A 19,909-nucleotide genomic window follows, 5' to 3' on the forward strand; every position below is an offset into this window, starting at 1 on the left:
CATGGATTTGCTCTTCGCCGATGAGGCATTCGACCGCCGCCCGCAGATCGTCGCTCCGGGAGCAGTCTGGATCCCCGGGTTCCTCTCCCCCGAGGCACAGACCTGGATCGTCGGCCGCTATGCCGAATGGCAGTCGGGCCCGGTCCCGCCGCATGCGACGACGATCGCCGGGCACCCGATGAGCGTGAGAACGATCGGACTCGGATGGCATTGGCGACCCGGCCGCTACGACCGGCGAGCCGCCGACGTCAACGATCGCTTAGTGCTGCCGTTCCCCGATTGGATGACCCGATTGGGACGACAGGTCCTTGGGGCCGCGAGCACGGTCGTCGACGATGATGCCGAGTTCCCACAGGGTACGGCCGCCGGCTGGGGATTCGAACCCGGCGCCTACCACCCTGACGTCGCGCTGGTGAACTACTACGACGAACGCGCGAAGATGGGCATGCATCAGGACAAGGACGAATTCGATCCCGCACCGGTCGTCTCACTCTCCCTCGGTGATACGTGCCTGTTCAGGTTCGGCAACACCGACAACCGCAACCGCCCCTTCGACGACCTGAGGCTCGCGTCCGGGGACGCCTTCGTCTTCGGCGGTCCCGCCCGCTTCGCCTATCACGGGGTGAGATCGATCCTGCCGGGAACAGCACCTGAGCACGGACGGCTCGACCACCTCGGCGGGGGCAGGATCAACATCACCATGCGCACCACCGGCCGGGACTGAGCCGGCGCGATCAGCCTTCGTCGACGTCCGGGTCGACATCGACGTCCGGGTCGACATCGACGACGCCGGCCGGCGGGTGAGCCAACCGGTTCGGGTTCGTCTTGCGGTAGACGGGCTGGCCGGAGAGCACGGTCGAGCGGGCGAGCGTGTTGCTGGCCACCGAGGACACGATGATCAGGCACAGCACGGCGACGACGGCCATGAGCAGCGACGACCACGAGAAGCCCGCCGAGTGCAGGTCGAAGACATAGGCGGCCGCCACGATGAGCGGCATACCCAGGCCGGTGGCGGGAGAGAACACGTTGATCCGTGACAGGGCATCACGGACCCGGAACATCGCCAGTGCGGAGGCGAGCAGCAACAGCGAACCGGTGATCCCGAAGATCCCGACGAGGACGGTGGCCAGTGTCTCGTTCATCAGCGGTGCCCCCTCGTGAGGATGCGCGCGAGAGCGATCGTGGCCAGGATGCCCACCATCGAGGCGAGGAACACGACGTCGATGACGATCGAGGAGGACACTGCGATGCCGAGCATCGTCACGATCGCGATCGACGAGAAGTAGATGAGATCTGAGACCACGGCCCGTGAGCCTTGGTCACGAGCCGTGAGGACCCGGATGAGGCCGATGACGATGGCGGCGGCGAGGATGATCGCACAGATGCTGACGACGATGGTCACGAGCGGTCTCCTTCGTTCTCGGGCTGCGCTCCCGGGGCCCGTCCCCGGGTCATAGCGAGCAGACGCGACTCCATGTCGATGAGTCCGGCGAGGGCGGATTCCTCGGAGTCCTCGAACAGAGCGTGGACGAAGATCACCGGCGGGCTCGCCGAGTTGCCCGCGGCGATCGCCGCGACGAGGGTGCCGGGCGTGATGGTGATCGACGAGGCGAAGAGAGTGACCTCAAGGTCGGTGGCGCACCGCATCGGCAGCTCGACGATCATCGGCTCGGCATAGTCGGTGCGGAAGAGTCTGGTGACGATGGTGAACGAGCCGGTGAGGATCGCCCAGAGGATGTACGCCACGTAGCCGATTCCGTGGATGATGCGCATCATGGTGTCATCACCGCCTCGATGTAGTCACTGTGGTCGAGCAGCCCGTCGGCGGCCCGGTGGGTGATGTCGAGCAGCGGCTCGGGGAAGCAGAACAGTGCCACGGAGATCGCGATCATGATCGTGGCGGGCACGAGCAGGCGGGCCGGAATGCGCACGCTGCGCATGATGGGTTCGGCAGGTGCGCGGCCCGTCTCGGCCGAATCGGGGCGGTAGGTCTGCATCGGCGGACCCCAGAACGTATTGCGCCAGGTCCGCTGCAGAGCCAGCAGGCTGATGAGCGCGCCGAGGACGATGGCCGCCACGAGGCTCCAGCCGAGACCGCCGCCGTTGGCCGTGGCGGCGGTGATGAGTCCGACCTTGCCCCACAGCCCCGAGGTGGGCGGAAGTCCGATGAGGGAGAAGAGTCCGAGGATCATCAGAACGCTCGCCCACCGTTCGCGTGAGGCCAGCCCGGAGAGCTTTCCGAACGAACCCGAGCCGTAGGTCTGCTCGACCGCGCCCATGATGAGCAGGAGTCCTGACATCGTGATCATGTGGTGGATCATGTAGAACGCGCCGGCGCCCAGTGCCGCCGAGGTGAGCAGAGTGACACCGAGGAGGATGTGCCCGACGCCGGCGGTCATCTGGAAACCGAGGACGTTGCGCACGCGGTTCTGCCCGAAGCCGGAGGTCGCGCCGATGAGGATGCTGGCCACGGCGACGAGGAGCAGAACGCTCACCCACGGCGCCGGTTCGCCGTAGATCGTGGTGCAGATGCGGTAGATCGCGTACAGGCCGACCTTCGAGTGCAGCCCGGAGAACAGCGACATCATGCCCGCCGAGGTGTTCGGGTAGCTGCGGACGAGCCAACCGTGGAAGGGTGCGCCTCCCGCCTTGATGAACAGAGAGAGCAGTACGACGCCCAACGCCAGTCCCGCCTGTCCGGACGGCGTGCCGAGACCGGCGAGCACGGCGAGGTTGACGGTGCCGGTGGCGCCGTAGACGAAGCCGACTCCGATGAGCAGCATCGTCGAGGTGAGCAGGTTGACCATGACGTAGATGCGGCCGATGCCGAGTCTGCGCCACGTGCCGGTGACGGCGATGAGCGCGTAGGCGGGCAGCATCATGACTTCGACGAAGACGAACAGGTTGAACAGATCGCCGGTCAGCAGGGCGCCGTAGACCCCGGTGAGCATCATCAGGATGAGCGCGGGGACGAAACGGTACTGGTCCTCACCGGTGGTGATGAGGAACAGGCAGCTGATGAGGGCGACGAGCGAGGTGAGCACGAGCATGAGGGCGGTGAATGTGTCCGACACGAACACGATCGCCAGTCCTGGCACGTAGTCGCCGACCGAATGGGCGATGACCGGGGTGTGGCGGTGGAGACCGAGGAGCCCGATTCCGCTGGCGCCGACGAAGAGGGGAACGCCGAGCAGCAGCGCGCGGTCAAAGGTGCGTGAGGTGATGAGCACACTCAGCGCCGAGGACAGCAGCGGTACGCCGATGAGCAGGAGGAGCAGCGCCGGGTTCATGAGTCTCGCTCCTCTCCGGTTTCGGGATTGCGCTTCTGGTCGTCGTCATGGCCGAGGACGGCCAGGGCCAGCATGAAGATCGTCACCGCAAGGGTGATGACGATGGCGGTGAGCACGAAGGCCTGCGGCAGCGGGTCGGCGGCATCGTCGAGGCCGCCGCGCCCGGCCAGGGGTTCGCCCCTCCAGGCTCCGACGCCGGCCGAGAGGAGGATGAAGTTCGCTGCGTGTGAGATGAGGGTGAGCCCGAAGACTCCCCTGACCATCGACCGCTGCATCATCAGGTACACGCCGCCAGTCGTGAGGACGCCGATTGTGAGCGCGAGGATCATGGTGTCTCCTCCCCGTCGGCGGGCGGGTCCCCGCGGAGGATGTGCCGTGAGGTCGCGCGCACCTTGTGCTCGGTCGAGGCTTCTGCTTTCCGTCGGCTGCGGTCGGGGCGTTCCCCGCGGATCGCGTCCATCGGACCGGCGAGCTCACCGTAGAGCAGTTCATCGGCGCGTTCGCGGGTGCGTTCGACGTCGCGGCGGATGATGCCGTTGGTGAGCACGTCATCACCGGCCGGCGTCGCGGCGGAATCCGAGACGCCGAGGATGTTGAACGACAGCAGCATGAGTCCGAGCACCGCAAGATAGACGCCGACATCGAAGAGCATCGAGGTCGTCCAGTGCTGGCCCGCGAACTCGGCGTGCAGCGGCTGGAGGAACGACCCGGCGAAGACGAGACCGATGATTCCGGTGACCACAGCAGTGGCCACGCCGGAGCCGATGAGGTAGAGGGGTGCGCGCGGAGGACCGATCGCGCGGTCCTTGGCCGTCGACAGGTAGGCCAGGCCGATGACGGCCGAACCGACGAGTGCGGCGATGAATCCGCCGCCGGGTGAATTGTGTCCGCGCCAGAAGATGACCAGGGAGGTCACGGCCAGCAGCGGACCGAGGATCTTGATGGTCAGCTGCACTGGGATGACGTTCGGCCAGGCCTCATGCACAGCGCGATAGGCCGTTGTGCCCTTCGGGCGGATCGACACCCAGGGCGGTCGCGGAGGTTCGGGGATGTTCTCCGCCGGAGGGTCGATGAACTTGTCCTTGACCGTCGACATCACCGCGACGATGGCGATTCCGGCCATGCCGAGCACGGTGAGTTCGCCGAGGGTGTCGAGAGCACGGAATTCGACCAGGATGGTGTTGACGATGTTGTGACCGCCGCTGATCTCCGGTGCCCGATCGAGATAGTACCGGCCCAGGTCCGAGCGTTCCCGCCGACCGTTGAGCACGAGCGTCAGTCCGGTGACCGAGGCTCCGACGAGGATCGCGAAGATGAGCCGGGGGCTCTGCTGCCTCTTCGGGTAGCGCCAGAACGAACGCGGCAGCTTCTGCAGCACGAGCATGATGACGATGATCGTCATCGCCTCCACGAGCAGCTGGGTCAGTGTGACATCTGGGGCACCGAGGGCGAGGATCTGGACTGTGGCGAGGATTCCGACCGCAGACAGCGCCACGACCGTGGTCAGGCGCGAATGCGAAGTGCACAGGACGAGCACGGCGACCGTGATGAGGATGAGGAGGATGACGTCCACCGGACGGCTCAGTCCCTCCTGGAGCTGCGGCAGACCCGCGTACACAGCCGGGATCGCTCCGAGGGCGAGCACGCTCAGCCCGGCCAGTGATGTTGCGAGATACGGTCCGGAGTTCGCCGGCCGCACGAACGCCGAGAGTCCGTGTCCGAGGCGGCGCAGTCCGGCGTTGATCCCGTCGATGACGTCGGCGCCGTCGAAGGGCGGGGTGGCACGGTGGAAGAACGCGAACACCCGGGACCGGCGGACGATGATGACCACACCGATCGCGATGATGAGCACAGAGGCGAGCAGTTCGATGTTCACACCGTGCCACAGAGCCAGGTGCACAGTGGAATCCGCGGTCGGAATCGCCGCGGTGACCACCTGATCCAGAGGGTTGTCGAAGACGAAGAGCACGAAGCTCAGTGGGATCGACGCCAGGATCGGGACGGCTGCCGCACCGAGCATGACGGGCGATCCGCTGTGGATCTGCCGCGGTTCCGGCTCACGCCCGTCGATGAAGCTGCCCCACACCGTCTTCGCGCAGTACGCGAAGGTCAGCACCGAGGCGCCGACGGCGACGAGGAGCGCGATCCATCCGCTCCAGGCACCTCCGGGGGCGTCGCGCAGCGCCGTGAACAGGGACTCCTTCGAGACGAAACCGAGCAGCGGCGGGATGCCGGCCATCGACGCGCAGCCGATGATCATCACCGTGAGCGACACGGGAGCCTTGCGCATGAGTTGCGGAATCCGCGCGAGGTCGCGGGTGCCCGCGAGGTGGTCGACGACGCCGACCATCATGAACAGTCCTGATTTGAACAGGGCGTGGGCGATGACGTGGAGGGTCGCTGCGGCGATGGCCGCCTCGGTGCCGACTCCGATGACGGCGGTGATCAGCCCGAGCTGTGAGACCGTCGAATAGGCCATCAGCTTCTTCACATCGTGCTGGTTGAGCGCGAACCATCCGCCCAGGCACGCAGTGATGAGGCCGGCGACGATGAGCAGTCCGTTCCAAGCAGGTGTGGCGTGGAACGTCGGAGAGAACCGCAGCATAAGGAAGATTCCGGCCTTGACCACAGCGGCGGCGTGCAGATATGCCGAGACCGGCGTGGCCGCGGCCATCGCATCGGGCAGCCATGGGTGGAACGGGAACTGGGCAGACTTCGTCATCGCGGCGATCCCCACGAGCAGGGCGACGAGCGTCGTCACGGCCGGCTGTCCGGCCCACACGGGAGAGCCGATGGCGTCGCTGAGATCGGTCGTGCCGGTGACGGCGATGACGACCCCGGTCGCCACCAGCAGACTCAGTCCCCCGATGAAGGTGAAGAGCATGGTCCGCAGTGAGGGGGCCTGCCCGGGTGAGCCGGAACGTGCGATGAGGAAGAACGAGGCGAGCGAGGTCAGCTCCCAGCACACGAAGAGCATGAGGATGTCATCGCTGAGCACGAGTGCGACCATCGAGAAGGTGAAGATCACCATCAGCCAGTAGAAGCTCGTATTCCGCCCGTGCGGCAGGTAGCTCGTCGAATAGACGAAGACGACGGCCCCGATGATCAGAGCGATATAGGTGAAGACCACGCCGATGCCGTCGGCGCGCAGCGCCAGATCCACACCGAAGCTCGGAATCCACGGATAGGAGACTTCCGGCGTGTTCCCGGCCATCACCTCGGCGGCGGTGGGAGTGAACAGCGCGGCCACCGCAAGGTAGGCGGCGGCCAACGGCCATCCGCTGGCACGCCCCGCAACGCGGGTGAGGAAGGGAGTGAGGACGACGAGCGCCGCGAGTGCGATAATGGTGAGGATCATGACCGGGCCTCAGCGGCCGCGGGCACAGGTGATGATTCCTTCACTCACTGATCCTTCTTCGCGATGTGCGCAGACAGACTTTCGAAGACTCAGACTATCGACTCGGAGTTCCATGAGCAAAAGCACAATGAGCCCGCCATCGGCGCGACGGCTGTCGGTCTTCTTCGATGCCCGCTTCACGCGCACGACTCACCACGACGGGATCTCCCGTTACGGATCGTGTCTGCTGGCGGCTCTCCTCGAGGCCGTCGAGGGCACGGAGATCGATGTCACCGCCATCATCTGCGATGAGGCGCAGCTGGCGCTCCTGCCCGACTGCCGATGGGTCAGGCTGGGCGATCCCACCTCCCCCGCCGAGGTGGCGATCGCCGGCCGTCTCAATGCCCTGGGTGCCGACGTCGTATTCTCCACCATGCAGACGATGGGCTCGGCCGGACGCCGGTACGGTCTCATCCTCACCATCCACGACCTCATCTACTATTCCCATCCGCAGCCGCCGGGCGACCTGCCGCTGCCGATCCGGCTGCTGTGGCGGGCCTACCATCTCAGCTATGCCCCGCAGCGCCTGCTGCTCGATCGTGCCGATGCCGTCGCCGCCGTGTCCGAGACGACGAAGGACCTCATCGAGACCCACCGACTGACGAAGCGCCCCGTGCAGGTGGTGTCGAATGCCGCCGAGGTGACGGCCGCGCAGCCGCGGACCGTGTCCCGTCATGATGCGAAGACGCTCATCTACATGGGGGCGTTCCTGCCGTATAAGAACGTCGAGTCCCTCATCCGCGCGCTCGAGCACCTGCCGGGGTGGACCCTGCACATCGCCAGCCGGATCGAGGGCAGGCGGGAAGCGCAGCTGCGGGCGCTGATCCCCGATCGGGCGCGGGTGGTCTTCCACCGCGGGATCAGCGATGACGACTATGCGTCGCTGCTCGCTGAGGCGACGGCGCTGGTGACGGCGTCGAAGGAGGAGGGCTTCGGTCTCCCGGTGATCGAGGCGATGTCCCGCGGAGTGCCCGTCGCGGTCTCGGACATTCCGATCTTCCGCGAGATCGCTGCCGATGCGGCCGTGTACTTCGAGCCCGACGATCCGAGTTCCATCGCCGAGGCGGTGCGTGCCCTCACGGACGAACAGGTGTGGGCACGGCATTCTGCGGACGGGCGTGAACGTTCACAGGCGTTCGACTGGGCGTCCTCCGCTCACTCCCTCATCAACCTCATCCGCTCGGTCGCGCGGCAGCGAGAGCTGCGGGACTGACCGCATGCGGTGGCGATAGTCGTTGCCGTGGTGGGGCCCACCGAAGCTCGGCCCTGGGGCTCAGCGCAGTGTGGTGCCCCAGCTGCGCAGCACCCAGCCGCGCTCCGAGCAGCCGAACTCGCCGTGCCCGCAGTTGCCGAGCACTCCGAGGCGGCCCGTGCCGGTGAGCCCGAGAAGGATCTCGGCGGCTCCTCGCAGCACCGCCCCGTGGGCGACGATGACGATCGTGTCGACGGTTGCTGTGTCGACGATGTCGGTGATGGCGGCCGCGACCCGTTGCCCGGATTCAGACCGCGATTCGCCGCCGGGCGGTGCGACATCAGCTCCGGACACCCATTCGGCCAGCTCATCGGGCCAGGTTTCGGCCACCTCGGCGCGGATCGATCCTTCCCACTCACCGAACGCTGCTTCGCGCAGTCGTGCGTCGTGGACCGTCTCGACACCGACGATGCGGGCCAGCTTCTCGGCGGTCTCCGCGGCGCGGGAGAGATCGGAGGCGACGATGAGTTCGGGACTGAGGCCGGAGAGGAGGCGCGCGGCCTCCTCGGCCTGTCTGCGACCGGTGTCATTGAGCGGGACATCGGTCTGTCCCTGGAATCGTCCCTCAACGTTGAAGTCGGTCTGACCGTGGCGCCAGAACAGGACCGTCTTCGCGGTCATCGTGGTGCGTCGGAGCCAGGCTCGTCGGAATCGTGTTCGCCGGGATCCGGCAGCTGCAGATCGATGACGGGCACGTCCTTCCACAGCCGCTCGAGGGCATAGTATTCGCGCTGCTCGGCGGAGAAGACGTGGACGACGATCTCACCGAAGTCGAGGAGCACCCAGTCGCCGCCGCGGCCTTCGCGCCGCAGCGGCGTGCGGTCGTGTCCGCGCTGGACGGCCTCTTCGACGGCGTCGATGATCGCGCCGATTTGGCGTTCGTTGTCGGCGGAGACGATGAGGAACGCATCGGTGATGTAGAGCGTCGAGCTCACATCGAGTCCGATGATGTCGGTGCCGAGCTTGTCGTCCGCGGCTTTCGCTGCGGTTCTCAGCAGTTGTGTGGAATCGGCGATCTCGCTCACAAGATCCTTTCGCATGGATGCGGCAGTGGAGGTGATGTCAGAGGAACATGACGAGGGCGATGACGATGAGTGCCAGGGCGAAGAAGGCAGCGACGCCGAGGACGATGTACGGCATCTTCGAGGGCTCTTCACCCATCAGGATCTGCCCGTCTTGGCCGGTCACGGAGCTCGCCCTGATGCGGGCCCCGGGAGGGTTCTCGGCCTCTTCGTCCTCATAGTCGGAGTTCGGCAGCGCCCAGGCTTCGGGCACGGCGTCCATGGGACGGGTCTCGGGATTCGCTGCGAGGGCGCGGGCGGCATCGTCGGAGCCGGTCTCGTTCGCAGACCGGTCTTTCGCCTCTCCGGCCCCGGTGGTCGGGGCCGACGGAGCCGAGTCCGCGTTCCGGCTCGATGCCGAGTCCGACGCGGCGCTGCGATTCTCGTCGACCTCGGGAATCTGCGCAGACGCGGCGGTGACGACTCGCACGCCGGACGTCGAAGGGGGTTGGACGATCGGCATCCGTCGTGACCGGGAGGTCGGTTCGGCGTCGTCGGCGCTCGGCGTCTGAGTGGGAGCGGGTGAAGGCTGCTGTGCCGACGGTGTTGAAGCGTCGACGGGACCACCGCTGATATCGGCCGAATCTGAACCGCTGGTTCCGGCAGTCTCAGAACCGTCGGAGTCGGCAGGTGCTGAACCGCTCTCGTCGGCAGCGGCCTGCGCCGACGCATCGGCTTCCGCAGCAGTCGAATCCGCCGCTGGATCCTGCGGATCGGTGCCGTCCAGGGCCGAGTACGGCATCGACAGCGCATCATAGGGTTCGTCGTCGAGAGTCGTCGGGCGGGGCGCCGAGGCGGCAGTCACCGGTGCTTCGAAGTCGCGCGCGGCGACCTCCTCGGAGGCACCGCCGAAGCCGGCGGCATCATAGGATTCGTGTTCGGCCTGCGGGGAGTCGCCCGTCGGTGCGGCGGGATCCGCCTTCGTCCCGGACAACGGCTCATCCGAGGACGCCGTGGCCGTCTTGCTCTCGGACGCCTTCTTCGACGGCTTCTCACTCGCCGACGACTTCGCCGCAGTCGTTTCGGCAGCGGAGGTCTGGTGCGCAGCGGCGGCGGACGAATCGACAGGCGCATCGTCTTCGCCGGTGGCTTCGGCGACTTCGGGCACGGGCCCGGTGAGTCGTCCTTCCGCGGCGGCCTGGCGCTCTGCGAGCTCCTGTTCGTCAGCGACGACGGGCATCGCTCCGGTGGACAGATCACCGTTGAGTGAGAGTCCGTGCTCTTTGAGGTAGCGCTTCTTCTCCGCCCGCGACTGGAAGTGCGGCAGGGGTGTGCGCTGCGGGTCGAGACGATCCTCTGCATGAACAGGCGGACGCGTTTCAACGGGGTGGTCGGAGGCCAGCGCTCCGCGTTCGTGATTCGTAGGCGGTGCGGGGCTGGGATCGATGCGCGAACTCCGATCGTCCCCGGATGTTTCCGACTCGTCCCCGAAAGCCTCCGAACGGGGCGCCGCATCCGGTTTCTTCGGAGGCAGCGGAGAGAGGAGGTCGGCTCGGGAGTTCGGCGCCTCGGTCGGCTGCTCAGGAACCTCTCGTGCCTCGAACGCCTGTTCCGCCGCCAACCGTTCGGCTTCTCGCCGCGCTCGACGTGACGTGAACTGCTCCTCAGCCATTCTCACTCCTGTACAACTCGTATTTCGCGATGTACTGCACGACTCCGTCCGGTACGAGGTACCAGACGGGCGCACCATCCATCACCCGTTGTCTGCAATCCGTGGACGATATCGCCAGTGCCGGAATCTGCACGAGACTCAGCCGATCAACCGGAAGCCCCTCTCCGCGGAGTTCGTGCCCCGGACGACTGACCCCGACGAAGTGCGCCAAGGAAAACAGCTCATCCACATTCTTCCACGTCAGGATCTGAGCCAAAGCGTCCGCGCCGGTGATGAAGAACAACTCCGTGTCCGGACCGTAGCTGCGGGCGAGGTCGCGCAGCGTATCGATCGTGTAGGTCGGACCGGGCCGATCGACATCGGCCCGGGAGACCGTGAACCTCGGGTTCGACGCGGTTGCGATCACCGTCATCAGATACCGGTGTTCGGCACTCGTGACCTCCTCGACGTCCTTCTGGTAGGGCCGTCCGGTGGGAACGAACACCACCTCGTCGAGGTCGAAGGTCGCTTGGACCTCACTGGCCGCAACGAGGTGGCCGTGGTGGATGGGGTCGAAGGTGCCGCCCATGACACCGACTCTGCGTTTGTGCTCAGCCATATCAGTGGCGGTGCGAAATGCCCTTCCACGACCGAGTCACAATGCCCATCGTGAGGAAGATCGCCAGGGCGGTGAGTCCGAACCAGATCGGATCCATCGGCAACTCGTGATGAGCGGCATGCTCCGCACCTTCGGCCGCGGCGGCCATAATGGCTGCGTTCACGTCATAACTCCTTCTGCTTGCTTCCGACGCCGCCCGCGCGACGTCGATCTCATTGCCTTCTCAGTTTCTCATGAACGACCCGCGAATCCGGCATCGACATGAATTCGTCGGTCACCGTGGAGCGAGAACCGGACCCGATCGGCCCGGGCTGCCCGTGTCGGCGCCGGAGGAGGCTCACGAACGGATCTGTCCGTTGCCCATCATCACCCACTTCGTGGTCGTGAGCTGCTCGAGCCCCATGGGACCGCGGGCGTGGAGTTTCTGAGTCGAGATGCCGACCTCGGCACCGAAGCCGAGCTCACCACCGTCGGTGAAGCGGGTCGAGACATTCACGCCCACCGCCGCGGCGTCGATGGCGGCGACGAAGGTGTCGGCGTTGTCGAGGTCCTTCGTCACGATCACCTCGGTGTGTCCGGAGCTGTACGCGCGGATGTGGTCGATGGCCTCCTCGATGCCCGAGACCAGTTTGACCGCGATCTCGAGCCCGAGGTATTCCTTGGCCCAGTCCCGCCGGGACACGCGCTTGATCTTCATCGTCGTCGGGGCATGGGCTGCGACGTCGGAATCCGCGTGGACGACGACCCCTTCGCCATCGAGTCGGTCGAGGATCTTCGGGAGCACACGCTTCGCCGCCTTCTCGTGGACGAGCAGGGTCTCGAGCGAATTGCACACGCTGGGTCGCTGGGTCTTCGAATTGAGCACGAGGTCGACGGCGGTCTTCACCGTCGCCGTCGAGTCGATGAACATGTGCACATTGCCCACCCCGGTCTCGATGACCGGAACGATCGACTCCTGGACGACCATGTTGATCAGTTCGGTTCCGCCGCGGGGAATGAGGAGGTCGACGAAGTCGCGGGCGTGCATGAGCACATTGGCCCCGTCTCGCCCGAACTGGTCGATGCCGTTGATCGCATCGGCCGGCAGTCCCGCCGAGGCGACCGCGTTGCGCAGGACGGTGATGATCTCCGCGTTCGAGTTCTGCGCTGCCGATCCTCCGCGCAGCACCGAGGCATTGCCGGACTTCAGGGCGAGGACGGCGATGTCCACGGTGACATTCGGACGAGCTTCGTAGATCGCTCCGATGACGCCCATGGGCACGCGGGTCTGGGTCAGGCGGATGCCGTTGGGCAGGGTGCGGCCGAGCACGACGTCTCCGACGGGATCGGCAAGGTCGACGACGGCATCGACGGAGTCGGCGATCGCTGCGATGCGATCGGCGTCGAGGCGCAGCCGGTCGAGCAGCGCCTCGCTCATGCCGTCGTCGATGCCGGCGGCGATGTCGGCTTCGTTGGCGGCGACGATTCGGTCGGTGTTCGCCCGCAGGGCATCGGCGACAGCGGTCAGTGCTGTGTTCTTCTCCGCCGTCGAGGTCGTTGCCAGCTGGCTCGCGGCGGCCTTCGCATTGCGGGCGATCCGGGTCACGCCGCGCACGGTCTTCGGGTGGATCTCGGATGCTGCTGTCATGGGCTATCTCCCCCCGCTCACATGTGTGAGAACGAGATCGTTTCGATGGATGACCTCTTTACGGTAGTCACTTCCCAGACGGGTGCCAAGTTCCTCTGTCGTGGCTCCGAACATGCTCGGCAGCTCGTCCGAGGAGAAGTTGGTCATTCCGCGCGCGATGACATCGCCGTCGAGATTGTGGATCTCGACCGGATCTCCCGCTTCGAAGTCGCCGTCGGCTCCGGTCACTCCCGCTGCCAGCAGCGAGGTTCCCCGGGAGCACACAGCCTGTTCGGCACCCCTGTCGATGGTCACAGACCCGAACGTCCGTGCCAGGTGGCGCAGCCACAGCAGCCGCGTGCCGCGGCGACGGTGGGTGACCGCGAAGTAGGTCCCGACCTCGTCCCCTGCCAGCGCCGAGGCGGCGTGCGGTGCCGAGGTCAGCACGGCGGGGATCCCTGAGTCGGCGACCATGATCGCCGCATCGACCTTCGTGGCCATCCCGCCGGTTCCCGTCCCCGCGGTGCCGACTCCGCCGATCGCGATGTCGGTGAGATCGTCGAGACCGTGCACCCGGCCGATGAGTCGTGAGTCGGGACGGTCGGGTGGTCCCGAATAGAGGGCGTCGACGTCGGAGAGGAGGATCAGGGCGTCGGCGTGGGACAGGTGGGCGACGAGAGCCGCGAGACGATCGTTGTCGCCGAACCGGATCTCCTCGGTGGCCACGGCGTCGTTCTCGTTGACGATGGGAAGCGTGCCCAGGGCCAGAAGCTTGTCGATGGCGCGCTGGGCGTTCTTGTACTGGGTGCGCCGGATCAGGTCGTCGGCGCTCAGCAGCACCTGGCCGGGGACGAGGTCGTAGCGGCCGAGTGCCCGGGTGTAGGCGGCCATGAGCAGTCCCTGCCCGACGCCGGCCGCCGCCTGCTGCGTGGCGAGGTCTCGGGGGCGTCGGCTGAGGCCCATGGGCTCGAGACCTGCCGCGATCGCGCCCGAGGAGACGAGGATGACCTCATGGCCGGCCGCGCGGTGGGCGCCGATGACGTCGGTGAGCGCGATGAGCTTGGCTTCGTCCAGCCCGCCGTCGATGGTCGTCAGCGAGGACGAGCCGACCTTGACGACGATACGGCGGGCCGCGGCGACATCCGCACGGGCACGCTGCGCGGAGCCGTGTCCGCCGTCTGCGGCGCTCACGCCTCGTCGGTCCGGGCCGCAGCCTCGGATTCGGTCTCGGACGCCGATCGGCTTTCGCGCTGTCCGCGTTCGGCCAGCCGTTCCTTCTCGAACTCGGCACGCACCGCGGCCTTCGCGTCCATCCGCTCGTGGTAGGCAGCCTTGCGCTCCTTGCGGGTGGCGCGGGCCTCTTCTTCGAGCCGGGTGTCGGACCCGCGGGATCCCAGCAGCTCGGCACCCCCGACGGTCGTCGGGTCCCAGTCGAAGACCACTCCGTCGTCACCGCCGATGACGATCGTGTCGCCCGGTTTCGCGCCGGCCTTGAACAGCGCCTCTTCGACTCCGAGGTGGTCGAGTCGGTCGGCGAGGTACCCGACGGCTTCGTCGTTGCCGAAGTCGGTCTGACGCACCCAGCGGGCCGGCTTGTCGCCGAGCACGCGGAACACCGGGCCCTCGGCGTCACGTTCGGCACGGACCTCGAAGCCGCGGTCGTCGACGGCCTTCGGGCGGAGGACCACACGCTGCGGTGTCGCTTCGACTGCTTCCCGTCGAGCACGTTCGGCGAGCACGAGTTCGGCCATGGCGAAGGAGAGTTCGCGCAGGCCGGAGTGACTGACCGCGGAGATCTCGAAGACGCGGTAGCCTGCCGCTTCGAGGTCGGGGCGGACGATGTCGGCGAGGTCGCGTCCGTCAGGGATGTCGACCTTGTTCAGCGCCACCAGCTTCGGCCGCTCCGAGAGCGGCAGCAATCCGCTGCCATCGTCGAGGTCGACGGCATAGGCGGCGAGTTCGGATTCGATGATCGCGAGATCGGACACGGGATCTCGACCGGGTTCCCACGTGGCCATGTCGATGACGTGGACGAGTCCCGCGCATCGTTCGACGTGACGGAGGAATTCCAGGCCCAGCCCCTTGCCTTCCGACGCCCCTGGGATGAGCCCGGGCACGTCGGCGACGGTGTAGCGGGTATCCCCTGCCTGCACGACGCCGAGGTTGGGCACAAGAGTGGTGAAGGGGTAGTCGGCGATCTTCGGCTTCGCGGCCGAGAGCGCGGCGATGAGACTCGACTTTCCTGCCGACGGGTAGCCGACGAGTGCGATGTCGGCGATCGTCTTGAGCTCGAGGACGAGGCTGAGGCTCTCCCCGGGCTCGCCGAGCAGGGCGAAGCCGGGAGCCTTGCGCTTCGTCGAGGCCAGCGCGGCATTGCCGAGACCACCGCGGCCTCCGGCGGCTGCAGTGAGTTCGGTGCCGTCTTCGACGAGATCGGCGACGACCGAACCGTCGAGTGTCTTGACGACGGTCCCTTCGGGCACGGGGACGACGAGGTTCTGCCCGTCGGCCCCGTGGCGCAGGTCGCCCTTGCCGATTCCGCCGCCGTCGGCACGCAGATGCGGGCGGTGGTGCAGGGGCAGCAGGGTGGTGGTCTGCCGATCGACGCGGAAGATTATGTTTCCGCCGTTGCCGCCGTCTGCACCGTCGGGTCCGCCGAGCGGTTTGAACTTCTCGCGTCTGATCGAGGCACAGCCGTTCCCACCGTCGCCGGCGGCGAGGTGAACGGTGACGCGGTCTACGAACTCGGTGGCCATAGTGTCCTTATATCAGATGAAGGGTGAGTCTCGTGACTCACCCTTCATGGTCCCCGTGAGGGGAGAAATCATAATGCGATCGGTCAGATCCCGCTGAGGATCAGGCTCCGACGATGTTGACGATCTTGCGACCGTTGCGCTTGCCGAACTCCACGGCGCCAGCGGTCAGAGCGAAGAGGGTATCGTCTCCGCCGCGACCGACATTGGCTCCCGGGTGAAACTTGGTTCCGCGCTGGCGGACGATGATCTCGCCGGCCTTGACGACCTGACCGCCGAAGCGCTTCACGCCGAGGTACTGTGGGTTCGAGTCGCGACCGTTGCGGGTCGAGCTGACTCCCTTTTTGCTTGACATGTGAGAAATCTCCTCTTACTTGATGTTCGTGATCTTCAGGCGGGTGAGGTCCTGGCGGTGGCCCTGACGCTTCTTGTACCCGGTCTTGTTCTTGTACTTCTGGATCACAATCTTGGGACCGCGGAGCTCACCGGCGACCTCAGCGGTGACCGAGACCTTCGACAGAGCGTCGGCGTCGGTCGTGACCGTCTCACCGTCGACGAGAAGCACGGCATCGAGTTCGACGCTGTCTCCAGCCTTCGCCTTCATGCGGTTGACTGTGATGATGTCGCCGACGCTCACCTTTTCCTGGTGGCCTCCGGCACGGACGATGGCATAGACCATGGTCGAACTCTCTTCCTGTTGAAACTCAGACGAACAGCGGTTATCCCTTGGCCGCAGCGAGGTCACCCTCGCCAGCGTCCCATTGAGAGGAATCACCAGCCGTGATGCGACATGCGCACCGACGCTCAATATTAGTCGAAGCCGCAGGCGAACGGCAAACCCGCAGGCACTCCGCCAGGCCCGGAACCGAAGGCTGTGAGGCAACTCTCATGCTGCGCCCGCCCTCGGCAGAGCAGGGGACCAGGATGGAGATCAGCGTTCCCGTGATTCAGCGATGCGTTCATGGCGGCGAATGACCTCGGCGACGGTGAAGGCGAGGAATTTCTCCGCGAATTCGGGGTCGAGGTGTGATTCCTCGGCCAGCACCCGCAGGCGAGCGACCTGACGGGCTTCTCGTGATTCGTCGGCAGGCGGCAGACCATGGTCGGCCTTGAGCTCGCCGACCTTCTCGGTGAGCTTGAACCTCTCAGCGAGGAGGTGGATGAGGCTGGCATCGATGTTGTCGATGCTGTCGCGAAGCTCCAGCAGGCGCTGCTGGGCACGTGTCTTGTCGTCAGTTTTGGAGTCCACGGTCTCATTCTAACGATGACGGACACGGCGGTGCGCCGCAGTCTCATCGGGACTACGGCGCACCATTGAGAACCGTCGGGATCGGCCGACGACCGGACTCAGGCCGGTTCTTCGACGGGCACCGCATCCTTCGTCTCGGGGTCGTTGAGGATACCGGCCTTGCGGTCGGCCAGGTATTTCTTCATCTCCTTCTTGACGACCGGCATGAGCAAGTAGAGGCCGAGGATGTTGATGAAGGCGCACATGAACAGTGCAGCATCGGCGAACTCGACGACCTTCGAGAAAGTGGCCACACAGCCGACGACGACGAACAGGCAGACGAGGGTGCGGAAGACCGTCACGCTCGCCTTGGCCCCGCCGAACAGGTAGCTCCACGCCTGCTCCCCGTAGTAGGCCCAGGTGATCAGGGTGGAGAAGGCGAAGAGCGCAACAGCGATCGCCAGCAGGATGGGGTACCAGGAAGCCACGGTGGAGAAGGCGTCGGACGCCAGCGCCACTCCCCCGATCTCTCCGGCGCCCAAGTCCTCCCGGTACGAGGCCTGGTTCGCGACGATGATGGTCAACGCGGTCATGGTACAGACGATGACGGTGTCGATGAAGGGCTCGAGGAGGGCGACGAAGCCCTCGGAGATCGGGCGGCGCGTCTTGACCGCGGAGTGCGCGATCGGTGCGGAGCCGATGCCCGCTTCGTTGGAGAACGCCGAGCGCTGGAACCCGATGATCATCACGCCGACGATGCCGCCGGCGATGCCCTGCGGATTGAAGGCGCCGACGAAGATCTCGGAGATCGCATTCGGGATGTTCGAGAAGTTGAGGCCGAGGACGAGCAGGCAGGAGACGACGTAGAAGATGGCCATGCCCGGAACCAGCTTGTCGGTGACCTTCGCAATCGAACGGATGCCTCCGAGGATGACCAAGGCGACGAGGGCTGCGAAGATGATGCCGAAGACGAGCGAGGCGAAGGGTCCGGCGAGGAATCCGTCATCGCCGCCGGTTGCGGTGCGCACCTGTGCGAAGGTCTGGTTGGCCTGGAACATACCGCCGCCGACGACGCCGAAGACGAGGATGGCGACCGCGAAGAGGCCGGTGAGGACGGTGGCCACGGGCTTCGAGAAGCGGCGGAAAGCGACCGGCAGGTACTTGAACGGACCGCCGTGGACGACTCCGTTCTCGTCGATCTCGCGGTACTTCACCCCGAGGGTGCATTCGACGAACTTCGTGCACATACCGAGCAGGCCGGCCACGATCATCCAGAATGTCGCGCCGGGTCCACCGAGTGCGATGGCCACACCGACACCGGCGATATTGCCCAGGCCGACCGTTCCCGACAGGGCGGAAGCGAGAGCCTGGAAGTGGGTGACCTCACCCGGATCGGACTTCGAGGAGAACCTGCCGCGGATGATCTCCAGCGACAGCTTCGCTCCGCGGGCCTGGATGAACCCGAAGTAGACCGTGAAGACCGCGGCCGCGAAGATCAGCCACAGAACGACGAAGGGAAATGAAATGCTCCCGAGGGTGATCGGGAAGAAGATGATGTTGCCGAACCACGTCGCGATCGGGTCGAACCAGGAGTTGATGGCATCGTCGACCGGCGAGACCGGCTCTGCTGTGAATTCTAAGGTGTTCATGGTCAGTTAAACTCCCTGAGATCTATGTCACATTCAAGCGATCTGTGAAAACACGTCGGTTCAGTTATGGAACCGTTATCCAAGCCTGCCGATCCGCCGGCTTTGAGACCCGCGTCTCATTCCGTGGCCTAGACTGAGACCATGACTCAGAACCCGCAGCAACACGGTCCACCGCCGAATCAGCCCCAGAATCCCAGCCCTGCTTCAGCCGTGAACCAGACCCCGCACTCACAGGACGGCCATGCCCAGCCCGCCGCGTATCCGGGCGCCGAACCTGTGTCGAATCCCAACGGTCACTTCGGGTCGCAGGGCTCTCACGCCGGTTCCTCGACATCCGCGAACTCGCCTCATGCGTACGGACCCCCTGGCGGCGGTCAGACGCATCCCGGGGGATCTCAGGGCACGGTCGGACAGCCGGGTGCCGATCCGCAGCGCCCGAACAGCAGCGGCCCCCGTCGATCGGCCCAGCCCGGCCCCACCTCGGCGCCGGGACCGCACGGATCTGCTCCTCCGCGCATCGTCTCTGCCGACGGTGAACGCGTGCGGGAGAAGCCGGCAGGCGGCGTCTCCGGCTACTTTGCGATCATCGGCGCCATCGCGCTGCTTCTTCTGGCTGTGCTCCTCGGCGTCGTCGGCTTCGTGCTGACATTTGCGCAGGCCGCGCTCGGAGTCATCCTCATTGTGCTCGGGGTCTTCAGCTTCGTCGCGTCGATGTTCCTGTTCAAGGGATGCACCTCGGTGGCACCCGGTCATGCTGTCGTGCTCCAGCTCTACGGCAAGTATGTCGGCACGGTCAGACAGTCGGGCCTGCGCTTCGTCAACCCCTTCTATACGAAGGACCAGGTCTCGACCCGCATCCGCAACCACGAGACGTCGACACTCAAGGTCAACGACCTCGACGGCAATCCGATCGAGATCGGCGCCGTCGTCGTCTGGCAGGTCAAGGACACCGCACAGGCGATGTTCGAGGTCGACGACTTCGAGGAGTTCGTCGCCATCCAGGCAGAGACAGCAGTCCGGCACATTGCGAACTCCTACGCCTACGACTCTTCGGACCCCCGTCGGATGTCCCTGCGCGACAACGCCGATGAGATCACGTCCCGACTCTCCGATGAAGTGGCCGCGCGCGTGATGGCCGCGGGGGTCACGATCATCGAATCTCGCATCACACAGTTGGCCTATGCGCCCGAGATCGCCCGGGCAATGCTCCAGCGGCAGCAGGCCACGGCGGTGGTCGCGGCTCGGCAGCTCATCGTCGAAGGGGCTGTGGGAATGGTCGAGACCGCCATCGAAGAGATCGAGGGCCGACAGATCGTCAGGCTCGGTCAGGCCGAGCGCAGCGATCTCGTGTCGAACCTCATGATCGTCCTCTGCGGAGATCAGGCGGCACAGCCGACGATCAGCACCACACGCAATCAGCAGTCGGCCGGCTGAGCAGCAGAGCAGCGCCCCGCGACGGAAGT

The 19,909-nt window shown here is 65.9% G+C and carries 21 protein-coding genes; 3 read left to right on the plus strand and 18 right to left on the minus strand.

Annotated features, from left to right (window positions below):
* Nucleotide 1 precedes the first annotated feature (1 nt).
* The gene (locus HK401_RS13910; RefSeq protein ID WP_181275267.1) at nucleotides 2-724 is read left to right on the plus strand and encodes an alpha-ketoglutarate-dependent dioxygenase AlkB family protein; all 723 of its coding nucleotides are present in this window, start codon (nucleotides 2-4) and stop codon (nucleotides 722-724) included.
* Nucleotides 725-734: 10 nt separating this feature from the next.
* Here HK401_RS13910 and HK401_RS13915 read toward each other — a convergent pair whose 3' ends face one another.
* Genes HK401_RS13915 through HK401_RS13940 form a run of 6 tightly spaced genes read right to left on the minus strand, consistent with a single transcriptional unit; the run spans nucleotide 735 to nucleotide 6,648 of the window.
* Nucleotides 735-1,142 carry a cation:proton antiporter gene (locus tag HK401_RS13915; protein WP_181275268.1) on the minus strand — a complete coding sequence of 136 codons (408 nt, stop codon included), beginning with the start codon at nucleotides 1,140-1,142 and terminating at the stop codon, nucleotides 735-737.
* The gene (locus HK401_RS13920) at nucleotides 1,142-1,402 is read right to left on the minus strand and encodes a monovalent cation/H+ antiporter complex subunit F (RefSeq protein ID WP_181275269.1); all 261 of its coding nucleotides are present in this window, start codon (nucleotides 1,400-1,402) and stop codon (nucleotides 1,142-1,144) included. The genes HK401_RS13915 and HK401_RS13920 overlap by 1 nt, the downstream gene beginning before the upstream one ends.
* The gene (locus HK401_RS13925) at nucleotides 1,399-1,776 is read right to left on the minus strand and encodes a Na+/H+ antiporter subunit E (protein WP_309136001.1); all 378 of its coding nucleotides are present in this window, start codon (nucleotides 1,774-1,776) and stop codon (nucleotides 1,399-1,401) included. Before HK401_RS13925 ends, HK401_RS13920 begins: the two co-directional genes overlap by 4 nt.
* Complete coding sequence (locus HK401_RS13930; RefSeq protein WP_181275270.1) at nucleotides 1,773-3,290, minus strand: monovalent cation/H+ antiporter subunit D family protein; 1,518 nt, start codon at nucleotides 3,288-3,290, stop codon at nucleotides 1,773-1,775. Before HK401_RS13930 ends, HK401_RS13925 begins: the two co-directional genes overlap by 4 nt.
* The gene (locus HK401_RS13935) at nucleotides 3,287-3,619 is read right to left on the minus strand and encodes a sodium:proton antiporter (protein WP_181275271.1); all 333 of its coding nucleotides are present in this window, start codon (nucleotides 3,617-3,619) and stop codon (nucleotides 3,287-3,289) included. Before HK401_RS13935 ends, HK401_RS13930 begins: the two co-directional genes overlap by 4 nt.
* Nucleotides 3,616-6,648 (minus strand): DUF4040 family protein, encoded by a 3,033-nt coding sequence (locus HK401_RS13940; protein ID WP_181275272.1) that lies wholly within the window; start codon nucleotides 6,646-6,648, stop codon nucleotides 3,616-3,618. The genes HK401_RS13935 and HK401_RS13940 overlap by 4 nt, the downstream gene beginning before the upstream one ends.
* A gap of 112 nt (nucleotides 6,649-6,760) precedes the next feature.
* On the opposite strand from HK401_RS13940, the gene HK401_RS13945 reads away from it, so the two are divergent.
* Complete coding sequence (locus tag HK401_RS13945; protein ID WP_181275273.1) at nucleotides 6,761-7,900, plus strand: glycosyltransferase family 4 protein; 1,140 nt, start codon at nucleotides 6,761-6,763, stop codon at nucleotides 7,898-7,900.
* Nucleotides 7,901-7,960: 60 nt separating this feature from the next.
* Here HK401_RS13945 and HK401_RS13950 read toward each other — a convergent pair whose 3' ends face one another.
* From HK401_RS13950 to HK401_RS14005, 12 genes are all read right to left on the minus strand, one after another.
* Entirely contained in the window at nucleotides 7,961-8,560 is a 600-nt protein-coding gene (locus HK401_RS13950; RefSeq protein WP_181275274.1) for a histidine phosphatase family protein, read from the minus strand.
* Nucleotides 8,557-8,964, minus strand: coding sequence for a ribosome silencing factor (rsfS, locus tag HK401_RS13955; protein WP_309136002.1), 408 nt, complete (start codon nucleotides 8,962-8,964; stop codon nucleotides 8,557-8,559). The genes HK401_RS13950 and rsfS overlap by 4 nt, the downstream gene beginning before the upstream one ends.
* Before the next feature lie 37 nt (nucleotides 8,965-9,001).
* On the minus strand, nucleotides 9,002-10,612 hold the full coding sequence (locus HK401_RS13960; protein WP_181275276.1) for a hypothetical protein: 1,611 nt from the start codon (nucleotides 10,610-10,612) through the stop codon (nucleotides 9,002-9,004).
* Nucleotides 10,605-11,210 carry a nicotinate-nucleotide adenylyltransferase gene (gene nadD, locus HK401_RS13965; RefSeq protein WP_181275277.1) on the minus strand — a complete coding sequence of 202 codons (606 nt, stop codon included), beginning with the start codon at nucleotides 11,208-11,210 and terminating at the stop codon, nucleotides 10,605-10,607. Before nadD ends, HK401_RS13960 begins: the two co-directional genes overlap by 8 nt.
* 1 nt (nucleotide 11,211) lies before the next feature.
* Nucleotides 11,212-11,373: a hypothetical protein gene (locus tag HK401_RS13970; RefSeq protein WP_166968546.1), complete on the minus strand. Its 162-nt coding sequence runs from the start codon at nucleotides 11,371-11,373 to the stop codon at nucleotides 11,212-11,214.
* 174 nt (nucleotides 11,374-11,547) lie between these two features.
* Nucleotides 11,548-12,837 carry a glutamate-5-semialdehyde dehydrogenase gene (locus HK401_RS13975; RefSeq protein WP_181275278.1) on the minus strand — a complete coding sequence of 430 codons (1,290 nt, stop codon included), beginning with the start codon at nucleotides 12,835-12,837 and terminating at the stop codon, nucleotides 11,548-11,550.
* Between the two features lie 3 nt (nucleotides 12,838-12,840).
* Nucleotides 12,841-14,007: a glutamate 5-kinase gene (gene proB / locus HK401_RS13980; RefSeq protein WP_181275279.1), complete on the minus strand. Its 1,167-nt coding sequence runs from the start codon at nucleotides 14,005-14,007 to the stop codon at nucleotides 12,841-12,843.
* Nucleotides 14,004-15,572: a GTPase ObgE gene (obgE, locus tag HK401_RS13985; protein WP_181275280.1), complete on the minus strand. Its 1,569-nt coding sequence runs from the start codon at nucleotides 15,570-15,572 to the stop codon at nucleotides 14,004-14,006. Before obgE ends, proB begins: the two co-directional genes overlap by 4 nt.
* Nucleotides 15,573-15,672: 100 nt before the next feature.
* Nucleotides 15,673-15,924, minus strand: coding sequence for a 50S ribosomal protein L27 (rpmA, locus tag HK401_RS13990; protein WP_166971488.1), 252 nt, complete (start codon nucleotides 15,922-15,924; stop codon nucleotides 15,673-15,675).
* A gap of 15 nt (nucleotides 15,925-15,939) precedes the next feature.
* Nucleotides 15,940-16,248, minus strand: coding sequence for a 50S ribosomal protein L21 (rplU, locus tag HK401_RS13995; RefSeq protein WP_166971486.1), 309 nt, complete (start codon nucleotides 16,246-16,248; stop codon nucleotides 15,940-15,942).
* Between the two features lie 252 nt (nucleotides 16,249-16,500).
* Nucleotides 16,501-16,818: a chorismate mutase gene (locus tag HK401_RS14000; protein ID WP_181275281.1), complete on the minus strand. Its 318-nt coding sequence runs from the start codon at nucleotides 16,816-16,818 to the stop codon at nucleotides 16,501-16,503.
* Nucleotides 16,819-16,916: 98 nt separating this feature from the next.
* Nucleotides 16,917-18,446, minus strand: coding sequence for an alanine/glycine:cation symporter family protein (locus HK401_RS14005; protein ID WP_181275282.1), 1,530 nt, complete (start codon nucleotides 18,444-18,446; stop codon nucleotides 16,917-16,919).
* A 141-nt stretch (nucleotides 18,447-18,587) separates the two neighbouring features.
* Between HK401_RS14005 and HK401_RS20800 the strand changes: the two genes are divergently transcribed.
* Nucleotides 18,588-19,880, plus strand: a complete 1,293-nt coding sequence (locus tag HK401_RS20800; RefSeq protein WP_258234217.1) for an SPFH domain-containing protein — start codon at nucleotides 18,588-18,590, stop codon at nucleotides 19,878-19,880.
* Nucleotides 19,881-19,909 lie beyond the last annotated feature (29 nt).

The organism is Brevibacterium oceani, from assembly GCF_013623835.1.
GTDB lineage: Bacteria > Actinomycetota > Actinomycetes > Actinomycetales > Brevibacteriaceae > Brevibacterium > Brevibacterium oceani.